We start from the raw sequence: 9,659 nt of genomic DNA, 5'->3' as shown, positions 1-9,659 counted from the left end.
AACGCGTACCGGCTTGGCCTGCGAAAGCAAGGGGGTGCACGCCAAAGTTGCTCGAAATCAGGAGCGCCATTCAGGGTTATCCAGAAATTTCAGCGAAATGTGTGTGATAGGCGGTTGCCGGCAGAGCAACGTGTGGGACGGCCGATCGAGGCTCCAGCGATACCAGCCGTTCAATCATCAGGCCTCGGTCGCTCATCGCCGTGCGCCATAGGCAAACGGCCTCTCCGCTCGGCATGGAGCGAGCCCGCCTGTTCGCAGCGTGGCCGCCGATGCGACGGACGTGTTCACGACGGTGCGGTCTAAGCCCCTGTCCACGATCGGGAATGTACGGATCGGGTACAGCACTTTATAACAAATCTATATGCTGCCGCATTCGGACGGGCCACGGCATGAGCCAGCCAACCTCTGATCCGCTTCAAAGTGGCGGGAGCAAGATCGGTCAACCGCCGTTCGAGCGGATTCGGCCACTCCGTAACCCTCTCGGTTGGTTCGCGTCCTGGCGTTCCATTCGAAGTAAAATCGTTGCGGTCGCGATAGCTTTGATCGTCTTCATGTTAGCGACCTCCGTCGCCTCTATGCTGATGTCGGCGACCGTCAGCATTCTCCTTGAGGAACTGACAAGTCGATACGTTCCCGCATACGGCCATCTAGCGCGAGCCAACGTGCGTTCGCTCGAGCGAGCGCTGGCGCTGCGGCGCGTGGCTGCCGCCAAGATGCAAGTGCCACCTGACGATGAGGGCTACGAGGTCCAACTTCGGATCGCCGCCGAGAAAGGTTCGGACGTTGCGCACGAGGCGGACAAAGCACGCAAGCTGATCAACGCCATCATCGATGACGCGCGCACGCCCTCGGACAACGCTGCTCTCGGGCGATTGGATGCCCGCATCGAAAATGCGACATCTGAGCTTCGACAGGAACTTTCGGAGGAAGAAGCCAAACTTTTAGAGCAACTCAATGCGAGCAAATTCCCGGAGGCTCGTCAATCGATGGCTCGCATCGATCTGATGCGGGATCAGCTCATCCGAAAGATCGATGAAATCAGGTCCGACATGCTCGCACAGGTGCATGCGAGCTCTTCGACCGTGATTCAAAACCAGCATCGCGTTCTCGCGACATCGGTCGTTGTCAGCCTCCTCGCGGCACTCCTCGGAATTGGTGTGGCAATGGTGGTCGCGAGCGGCATTACGCGCCCGGTCAGAGAACTGTTGCGCGGCACGCGTGATGTGGAGCTAGGGCGCCTCGACGGTGGAATCAGTGTCTCGACGGCCGATGAGATCGGTGAGCTCTCGGTCGCGTTCAACCGTATGCTGGAGCAGCTTCGGAAAACCCGACACGCCAGGGAGACTTTTGGAAGATACATCGACCCAAAAGTGGCCGAAAGGCTCCTCGACTGGTCAGGAACGGCAGTTCCCGACGGCCAGAGGCGGGTTATGACGGTGATGTTCTGTGATATAAAGGGCTTCACGTCACTCAGCGAGGGGATGACTCCGCAGGGGCTCGTAAAGGTCCTGAACTTCTTCTTGTCCACGATGTCAGAGCCGATACGCGCGAGTGGCGGGATCGTCGACAAGTACATCGGCGACGCGATCATGGCCTATTGGGGTTCGCCGTTCGTCGATGATGCCGAGCAGGCATCCCTGGCCTGCGCTGCGGCCTGCGAGATGGTGAGGCAGCTGCCCACGCTGCGATGCCAATTTCCAGAGTTGCTGGGCTTGCGCCACATGCCCGGTGAGCTGGATATACGGATCGGTATCGCGACCGGAGAGGTCGTCGCGGGCAGCATCGGGTCCGAGTTGATGATGAGCTATACCGTGATGGGTGATGCGGTTATTCTTGCTGCGCGGCTCGAGAGCCTGAACAAGGTTTACGGGACGCGCATTCTCGTTGCGGCTCGCACTGCGCAAATGGCGCGCGACGCCTTCGAATTCAGAGAAGTTGATCGTGTTATCGTGTACGGCCACGAGGCCCAGACCACGGTTCACGAGCCGATCGGGAAAGTTGGAGAGCTCTCGGCTGCGCAAGAGGCACTCCAGACGGCGTACGGTGCGGGTTTGGATGCTTACCGGCAGCAACGCTGGAAGGAGGCACGGGAGGCCTTCGAAAGAGCGCAAGAGAGCGTGCCGGGGGATGGCCCCTCCCGTGTTCTGTTGTCCCGCATCCAGGACCTTGAGACCCGTCCGCAAACGACCGCTTGGGATGGCTCTTGGAGAATGGACAGAAAATGAAAGCAGCCGGCTGCCTGGAGTGGCCAGCCTCGTGACCGTGCCGCCTAGAGCATTTTCCGTGATTTTTGGATCACGGAAAATGCTCCAAACCATTGATTTAGCGCGCTTTCTGATCGCCAAACCGGCAACCACTTTGGCGGAAAGCGCGCTTGACGGCAGCTCACTGGCTGAGTGTTCTGGAGCTGACCGGCTCGGGCAGCTGCCGAGGGACGCGACAGCCCTTGAAGAGATGACGCATCAGAGCCGATCGAGCACCCATTTCACCTGCCAGCCGCCCGATCCTCGTGCTGTCGGAACGCCCTTTTTGTTGAGAGCCTTGGCAATGCCGTATGCGGATCTGATCCTCTGGTTCCGCAACGGCCTGATGACGGGCTCCAGCTCAGCTTCTCTCGCCAGCGCTCGTGCGGTGATAGCGGCTCCGCCCTTGGCAATGGCCTCAGCCGTCAGTGCCACGGCTGCTCGCCTTTGAACTCTCGGGCCGGATAGATCGATAGCCGTCAGGCTGCCAAGCCCGTCTCAGGCTGAGAAAACGCTGTCAGAACGTTGAAGAACGCCTGGGCCCTGCGGGTTGCGGCAGCGGCTGCCTCACAGGTGGCGAAGCTGTTCGCGTCGACCAAATCGCCATCCGGTCCAACGCAGACCGAGAGCCACGGCATCCCCGGCTGTGACGGCGGGTAGACGGCGAAGCGATAGCTGCTGTTGGCGTTATCGACCTGCCCGAACATGTTGGCCTCCTGTGGGTGGCCCCCAACGCTGTCCGGAAAACATGGGCTTGCGAGCACACGACGTCGGTGCGCTGGCTCACAACCCGCCCGTCGCCGCCGGCCCTGCCATGCGCCAGTCGACGAAGCGCGCGGCGGATGCGGCGCGGATCTCGTTCTCGGATACCTGACCGGCGAACGGCTTCGCGGCGCCCGCGTTTCCTTCAGGCCGCTCCCGAGAGGCGGCTGGAGGAAACGCGAAGGAGATCGCGATGAGGAAGACTGCGCTCGCTATCGTCGCCGGCATGCTCGCGATGGGCACATGCGCCTGGGCAGCCGACAACAGCGGCCCGGGAGCATCGGGCAACGCGCCCGGTCATACCGGCAAGATGCAGGGCTCACCGAACGCCGCCGGCTTCAAGAAGGACGACACGACCGGTTCCACGGGCACGGCGGGCTCGTCGGGGATGAGCCGGTCCGGGACGTCGAACAGCACAGGTGCCAACGATGCTGGCTCAGGCTCCTCGCCCGGCGCGAAGGGCGCCGGATCTGGTAGCCGCTGAGACAGGAGACCGCCCCCGCGGCGGGGAGCGGTCGTGTCTCGCTTAACGGCCTGAGCTTGAACCCGACTCGGGCGCTTTGCCGCCGGGAACGCCCCTGGAGCCTGTGCTCCCGGTCGTCCGACCGCCGGGCCTGCTGTCGGTGCGCGTTCCGTTGCTCGTGGCGCCCGAACCACTCAATCCACCAGCTCCCAAGCCACCAGCTCCCAAGCTCTCGTTCCCGATCGTGTGGTCCGGGGCGTTGGCGTTGTTCGCCGCGCCACCAGCCCCTGCTGCTCCGCCGCCGGCAGCCAGGGCAACACCTGCAAAGCCCGTGAGAAATGCGGCTGCAAGGAGCGGTGCGCGAAACTCGGTTGTCATGGTGCCTCCGATGTTGACCCCGCCAGCACGCGAATGCCGCCCTGGCCTGACCAACGGGGGCCGCACGGGGGCGCTCCGGAATTGGCGCCCAGGCGGGCACCCACTCCATCTCCTCTCGGCTGGTCAAGGCCGAGGCTGCCTCGCGGGATCGCGTGAGCCGCCTCGTACGTGCTCCGGATGCGCCGCCTCAGTAAGGATAGCCGTAGTAGTGGGGCGAAACGGGGCGATAGGGTCGGCCCGCTGGCCGGGCATTGGGGCCGTAGGGGCCGTAGGCCCGCAGGTAGGTGTTGTACCGGGGCTGCCGGTAGTTACCGTTGTTGACCCCTGCCGAGCGGTCGTTGCCGCTGAGTTCAGAATAGGGGTTGAGCCCGCTGCCGCCGTTCCCGCCCCCTCCTCCACCTCCGCCGCCCAATGCCAGGGCTGAACCCGAAAGCCCCAGGACGAGGGCTGCCGCAAGCGAGGCGCGGATCGTGATCGTATTGATCCTCATGACGAAACTCCCGAACAGGCGCCGTAGGTCGCCTTCGGAAGAGATGCGGACCCGTGCCGGCTCGCGCAATCCCGAGCCCCAAGCTCGTCACCGCCGGCCCGCGCCTTTGGGGCAAGGCTCAGCCCCGCCGTCCGTTTGACCCCCTCATCAGCGGGCGGCGGATCCCGCCGGTCGTCTTGGACGCGGCCGTCGGATCGACCTGACCATCAGGCGGCCGGCCGCTCACGTCAGCCTGTTCTCGTGTCGTCCGGCTCACCCGGATACGGCACCCGAGCCAGTTCGGTCCCGTGCACGTCCCGAATGACGACGTTCCATTCCCGTGGGTGCGTCTGGCGCTGGCCTCGTTCGAAGAGGATCCGCGTCCAGATCGCGAGCGCCTCGACCTTCGCCGCTTCCAGATCCGGGATATCGATGCCCCGATGGTCCCGCGTGACGTCATCGCCGCCGTACTGAACGTCGAAGTAGAACCAGGGCATGCGCTATAACCCCACCGGCAGAGACACTTGCCCGCCATCAACGCGCGTCTCGATCGAGCGATGCCGAGTGCCAACAAGCGCGCGGCTCCTGACGCCCCATCCAGGACCGATGCGGGCCGAGCAGATCGGCTGCGACCCGGCACAGGCGTCCTTCTTCATCGGTCGAGAGGTTCCGGTCCCCGCGTTGCGCCCGGACCTGCCGTACTGACAGGAGCAGATCTATGCCGTCATGACGCGCAATGCGGTCAGCGCACCCGACGACTTTCCTCATCACTCGTCCTCGGTGTCCGCCCTCAGGACTCGTGAGACGGATTGGGCCGTGCCACGCGCCGGGATGGAGTTCCTGAGCGACGACCGAACCATACTTGTCGAACAGCGCGTCTGGCGGGGACTTCGGTGCAGGACTGGCGTTGAGCGTCAGCGGCACGGGCTACAATCCGAGGCGGAGGCGTCTGGAGAGGAGCGGTCGGTCCGCTGAGAGGAGAAGCCATGGACAAGCATGACGATGCCGATCGGATGATCATCCCTTGCCCCCTCTGCGGCGCCGAGACCGAGATGGGCTTTGGTCTCGCAGGCGGCGGATGCGGCGTGTATCTCTACTGCGAGGCGTGCGACGAGGTCGTGAGCGTGGCGCGGACAGTTCTCCCGGACGCACCTCCGGCAAGCCGTCCGTAATGCGCAGCGCCGTCATGACCCTGCGTGCCTTTCAGGTTTAGCTTCCAAGCGCCGGAGATGGGTGTGGAACCTGCCCAGCTTTCGACAGAGGAGTGCAGAATTTTGCTTATCCTCGATAGGCTTGGGCCGCAGCGAGCCATCTATGATGCTGCGTCCATAACGCTTCGCGAGAAGAAGCTCGCCAAGCTTGATGCTGGCGGCAGTGTTCTCGTTATCACGGAAGAGGGCAAAGAGGCCGCTAAGCTCCTTCGCCAAGGCTCATAGCGTTACGGCAGCCCAAAGCCTGCCATAACCGGCTTCCCCTTGGCCTCGCCGACATCGCCATGAGTGGGGTGGCGGGCCTGCTCTGTGCACAGACGATGAAGCGGCGTGGCCGCATCACCCACGGTCGGCGCCCTGTCGAAGGCCTGGACCATCACGGACGCCGACAGCGAGGCGATGATCGACGTCCTCATGACCAACCCACGGACCGCTTCGTTCTTCAGGCTTGCGGACGGGCGATGCCGCGATCTCGTAGCCGCGATCAGGGCAGATCTGTTCGCGGCTTTCGGCGCGTAACGAGATCGCGGCACAGACGGCGACAAGCGCGCGGCGGTGCGCAGCGCGATCCCGCTGGCCCGACCGGTGACGCGATGAGAGTACGCGCAGCGGCGCCGGCCACACCGGGCGAAGCGCGAGGTCGACATGCTGTCATGCACGTCGGGCGACGAGGCGGCTCCACTCAGCTCTGCAGAACACGATCGGCGAGGCGATCCTGTCGGATCGCCCGAGCCGGTGCTTCCCGCACCGGGGCCACCAGGCTGATCCGTTCGCGTCCCGCATGCCGTTGGGACCGGAAGAAAACGTCGCAGTCCCCAGTTCGGTCGATTTGCCTTTACCGGACTAGGACGGCGATGAGGAAAGAAGCACAGATCGTCGCCGCGCAGGAGGTGAATAGTAGCGTCCGGAAGGTTCCAAAAGATAGACGGCTGTTGTCGTTGGCGGCACGGCGGCGCGAGCGCAGCAAGTAGCGGTCAAGGGCAGGTTCAGGCAACTCGATCCATTGCGCACCAGCTTCGCGAGCCTTGACGGCATACATGCAGCGTTTCCCCTTGTGCGGGCGATGACAGCCGGCGCTCGACCAAGCTTAAGCTAATCGGTTCCGGACCATGGCTGGCGAGGGGCATAAACCAGATCGTCGAACCTCTGTCCATGCAGAATACCGCGCGCCAAGCGAACAAATTTGCAGCATAATGCAAATTTGCGGGGTCTCGGACAAAAACCGACAGTCAGCATGCGCTGAGCGAATAACTGGTGTGTGGCGTTTGGTATGCCACAGTCCGTCGTGCGGCTCCATGAATGCTGCAACGCAACTCGGGATGCCTGCCATGATGACTTTGCTTCTCGCCGCCGCTGTTGCAGCTGGCGCTGCCAACGTCGCGCTGGTCGCCTTCGTGGCTGACCGCCTGAGCCTGCAGAGTGGCGCTTCCGTCGGTGCCGGCGAACTCATCGCCGTCACCGAGGGCACACTGGCTTCCGGCAACGGCGGCGCCGTCGAGGTTGTCAACGAGAACACCCCAGCCGCGCGTGCCACGCTCGCCGCTTGAGCGCGTTCTGGCCTCACCTGCGCTGTAAGCCGATGAGCCCTGCCAGATCCTGGCGGGGCTATTCCACGTCGGAGGCGTCTGGCCGATACAGCGACCCGCACTCGCAGGTGAGAACGTCAAGTTGCATGCGCAGCTGGTTGGCGCGCACCGACCGACTGACGCCCGACGTTGCCCTGGCCGCCTCGGGCACACGCTGTTCGGCCTGCCCGGGAGACTCGCTCATGCGGGTCGCGAGTGGCAGAGGGGGTCGCGGCCATGCCGTGAGCGCAGGCCGCCGGACGAGATGCGGGACGCACCGCTAGGCTCGTCGAGGGATCGCCCTTAAGCTGCAGTTGAAGGGGGAGCATGAAAGTGTCGCTATGCGGCTTCGCGCGCTCGCCTGCGGGATTGGTTTTTGCGCCTCTCTCCTCGCCCCCGGCGTAACCCTGGCCCGGGAGCACATCCCTCCAGAGGTGCGCGACTGGCTGTCCGGCGTCATCACGAAGATCGCCAAGGCCGATCACGAGCAAGCGAGTTCGTCGCGGGGCAGGGTGTCCGGCACCGTGACGGTCCGCGTCCAAGTCGCCGCGGATGGCTTCGTGACCCGGATCGAGATCGAGAGAAGCTCAGGTTCTCCAGACCTCAATCAACGGGCGAGGGCCGTCATCCGAGCCGCCAGTCCCTTCAACCCGCCGCCGGCACCGCTGTTAACCGAGGCGGGCACGACCGAACTCAGCTTTCCGCTGCGGCTCGGCCGGTGAATTCACAGACGCGCGATCGTGACTTTCGCCGTCCCGGAGACACCGATTGCCTGAGCTGAGGCGTTGGACAGGTCGATGACCCGTCCGCCGGCATAGGGGCCGCGGTCGTTGATGCGCACCACGACGGAGCGTCCGTTGGTCTTGTTGGTCACCCGCACACGCGTCCCGAAGGGCAGCGAGCGGTGAGCCGCGGTCAGGTCAAGGGTATTGAAGCGTTCTCCATTGGCGGTGCGCCGGCCATGAAAGCCAGGGCCATACCAGGAAGCCACCCCAACCTGCTCGAACGAAGGTTCGTCAGCCTCCGCGCCGTGCGCAGCGATACATGCGGCTGCGGCCAAAGCGAAGAGTGCTAGGCGAGCGTTCAAGATCATCGTGCCTTCCCGTCTGTGTCTGATGGGTCAGCAAAATGTGCACAAATAAGGCAGCAGTATGTTGCGATGCAACATGGACGTTATGCGTCCATGTTGAGGCGCACAACCCGCAGAGCAAGCTTCACGATTTCAAAGGTCCGGCGCAAAAAATACCGCCGTGAGCAGAGCTATGCTGAGTGAGACTTGCGGCGTCCATGGGACCGGCCACGTTCTGGCTCGGCGCCCTCCGCTGTCTCTGATACTCGCACCCGGACATGGTCTCGGTGCAGGCAGCCGGCTCTTCGCTGTTTGCCGCCACCTGCCGCGTGGGCGAGACCGTCCTGATGCGACGCGGCCTACCGACGACGAAAGAGTCGACGAGGCCGAGCAACAGAGGCAACCCACGATCCCTGTCGCAAGTTAACACCGCACGAGACTGCCTCTCAGCTTAACGGTGTTCTCATGACGGAGACCGACGCCGCTTTCGTTACTCGCTTGAAGAGCCAATCCAAACCGCCGACCCGAGACGATATCGCGCGCCTGCGCGATCTCGTTCTGCGGGTCGATTGGGATCAACTCTCATGCTGGGCAACCTGCCAAAGTCGCTCAAGATTGAATTGACGATGAGCTGTCTCATTTCAGGAGAGTGACATGCAGTTGATCGTCACAGCTCAGAAAGGGGGGCGCGTGGTTTCCTTCCAGCGACGATCCCCCGGCGGAGCGCTCGAGAAAGCTCTTCAATTGCAGAAGGACGGCTTGGATCAGGTCGTGATTACCGACATCACCGGGAGAGCCTACGGACCAAACGATTTCGCGGCATGCTTCGTTCGGACGGGGATGTAGGTCGAGCGAGAACCGGGAGCGTCGACATGGGCGATGACCGAGACGATCGGATCCGGGCGCGCGCTTACGAGATCTGGAAGCGCGAAGGCTCCCCTCCGGGGCGCGAGCACGATCACTGGCTGGAAGCCGAGCAGGAGTTGGATGCGGAGAATACCGGCGCGGGCTCGGCCGTCGGCCGCGCCGACGACGATACGCGCGGGGTGCCGGAGACGAAAGCGAATGAAGCGGCCGGCGCCGCACCCGATCAGCACGTTCCTGGCGAGGATCTGGACGAGCGCCAGGACAAGCTTCTGGACCAAGCTGTCGAGGAGACTTTCCCTGGCAGCGATCCGATCTCGCCGAAGCGGATCACGAAGTAGCGGCCAGGCGAAGGCCGGCCCTCTCATGCCTCGGACCAGCGGGTTGCCCCCATTACTGCGCCGAGGCCAGAGTGATCCCGCTGAGGTCGGCCACGCTGTTCGGGAGCGGGCAATGGGTGGTCTATTCCGAGGGCCCCGCGCCTTAGCTTGACGCCTGCCTCGATGGATGGGCTGCGGCAGCCTCTGTTGAAAGCTGCTCGGCCACCCATCTGCGGACGGCCTCAGCGTCGTCGAGCAGGACCGGCGCCAAGCCGGTGGCGCATGGGCCGAAGCCCATCTCCATGCACCATTGGC

The 9,659-nt window shown here is 63.8% G+C and carries 14 protein-coding genes; 9 read left to right on the top strand and 5 right to left on the bottom strand.

Annotated features, from left to right (window positions below; translation table 11 throughout):
* The first annotated feature begins 389 nt into the window (after positions 1-389).
* Both WDW90_RS32320 and WDW90_RS32315 read left to right on the top strand, forming a co-directional pair.
* Complete coding sequence (locus WDW90_RS32320) at positions 390-2,225, top strand: adenylate/guanylate cyclase domain-containing protein (RefSeq protein WP_336491699.1); 1,836 nt, start codon at positions 390-392, stop codon at positions 2,223-2,225.
* Positions 2,226-2,304: 79 nt separating this feature from the next.
* Positions 2,305-2,694, top strand: a complete 390-nt coding sequence (locus WDW90_RS32315; RefSeq protein WP_336491698.1) for a hypothetical protein — start codon at positions 2,305-2,307, stop codon at positions 2,692-2,694.
* Between the two features lie 28 nt (positions 2,695-2,722).
* Here WDW90_RS32315 and WDW90_RS32310 read toward each other — a convergent pair whose 3' ends face one another.
* Positions 2,723-2,950, bottom strand: a complete 228-nt coding sequence (locus tag WDW90_RS32310; RefSeq protein WP_336491697.1) for a hypothetical protein — start codon at positions 2,948-2,950, stop codon at positions 2,723-2,725.
* A 248-nt stretch (positions 2,951-3,198) separates the two neighbouring features.
* On the opposite strand from WDW90_RS32310, the gene WDW90_RS32305 reads away from it, so the two are divergent.
* The gene (locus WDW90_RS32305) at positions 3,199-3,489 is read left to right on the top strand and encodes a hypothetical protein (protein ID WP_336491696.1); all 291 of its coding nucleotides are present in this window, start codon (positions 3,199-3,201) and stop codon (positions 3,487-3,489) included.
* A gap of 544 nt (positions 3,490-4,033) precedes the next feature.
* On the opposite strand, the gene WDW90_RS32300 is transcribed toward WDW90_RS32305, so the two are convergent.
* Both WDW90_RS32300 and WDW90_RS32295 read right to left on the bottom strand, forming a co-directional pair.
* Entirely contained in the window at positions 4,034-4,336 is a 303-nt protein-coding gene (locus WDW90_RS32300) for a hypothetical protein (RefSeq protein WP_336491695.1), read from the bottom strand.
* Positions 4,337-4,563: 227 nt separating this feature from the next.
* Positions 4,564-4,812 carry a DUF6894 family protein gene (locus WDW90_RS32295; protein ID WP_336491694.1) on the bottom strand — a complete coding sequence of 83 codons (249 nt, stop codon included), beginning with the start codon at positions 4,810-4,812 and terminating at the stop codon, positions 4,564-4,566.
* A gap of 489 nt (positions 4,813-5,301) precedes the next feature.
* On the opposite strand from WDW90_RS32295, the gene WDW90_RS32290 reads away from it, so the two are divergent.
* Together WDW90_RS32290 and WDW90_RS32285 are read left to right on the top strand one after the other, a co-directional pair.
* On the top strand, positions 5,302-5,487 hold the full coding sequence (locus WDW90_RS32290; RefSeq protein ID WP_336491693.1) for a hypothetical protein: 186 nt from the start codon (positions 5,302-5,304) through the stop codon (positions 5,485-5,487).
* Positions 5,488-5,856: 369 nt separating this feature from the next.
* Positions 5,857-6,045, top strand: coding sequence for a hypothetical protein (locus tag WDW90_RS32285; protein ID WP_336491692.1), 189 nt, complete (start codon positions 5,857-5,859; stop codon positions 6,043-6,045).
* A 316-nt stretch (positions 6,046-6,361) separates the two neighbouring features.
* On the opposite strand, the gene WDW90_RS32280 is transcribed toward WDW90_RS32285, so the two are convergent.
* The gene (locus WDW90_RS32280; protein ID WP_336491691.1) at positions 6,362-6,565 is read right to left on the bottom strand and encodes a hypothetical protein; all 204 of its coding nucleotides are present in this window, start codon (positions 6,563-6,565) and stop codon (positions 6,362-6,364) included.
* Positions 6,566-6,854: 289 nt separating this feature from the next.
* Here WDW90_RS32280 and WDW90_RS32275 point away from each other — a divergent pair, with 289 nt between their 5' ends.
* Positions 6,855-7,073: a hypothetical protein gene (locus tag WDW90_RS32275; RefSeq protein ID WP_336491690.1), complete on the top strand. Its 219-nt coding sequence runs from the start codon at positions 6,855-6,857 to the stop codon at positions 7,071-7,073.
* 359 nt (positions 7,074-7,432) lie between these two features.
* Entirely contained in the window at positions 7,433-7,813 is a 381-nt protein-coding gene (locus WDW90_RS32270; protein WP_336491689.1) for an energy transducer TonB family protein, read from the top strand.
* 2 nt (positions 7,814-7,815) lie between these two features.
* Here the strand turns inward: WDW90_RS32270 and WDW90_RS32265 are convergent, their stop codons facing one another.
* Positions 7,816-8,184 carry a septal ring lytic transglycosylase RlpA family protein gene (locus WDW90_RS32265; RefSeq protein WP_336491688.1) on the bottom strand — a complete coding sequence of 123 codons (369 nt, stop codon included), beginning with the start codon at positions 8,182-8,184 and terminating at the stop codon, positions 7,816-7,818.
* 630 nt (positions 8,185-8,814) lie between these two features.
* Here WDW90_RS32265 and WDW90_RS32260 point away from each other — a divergent pair.
* Both WDW90_RS32260 and WDW90_RS32255 read left to right on the top strand, forming a co-directional pair.
* Entirely contained in the window at positions 8,815-9,006 is a 192-nt protein-coding gene (locus tag WDW90_RS32260) for a hypothetical protein (RefSeq protein WP_336491687.1), read from the top strand.
* Between the two features lie 26 nt (positions 9,007-9,032).
* Positions 9,033-9,365 (top strand): DUF2934 domain-containing protein, encoded by a 333-nt coding sequence (locus WDW90_RS32255; protein WP_336491685.1) that lies wholly within the window; start codon positions 9,033-9,035, stop codon positions 9,363-9,365.
* Positions 9,366-9,659 lie beyond the last annotated feature (294 nt).

It is taken from the genome of Methylobacterium nigriterrae, from assembly GCF_037106235.1.
Lineage (GTDB): Bacteria > Pseudomonadota > Alphaproteobacteria > Rhizobiales > Beijerinckiaceae > Methylobacterium > Methylobacterium nigriterrae.
Note: the sequence above shows the minus strand (reverse complement) of the source record. Positions and strands in the feature narration are given on the sequence as shown.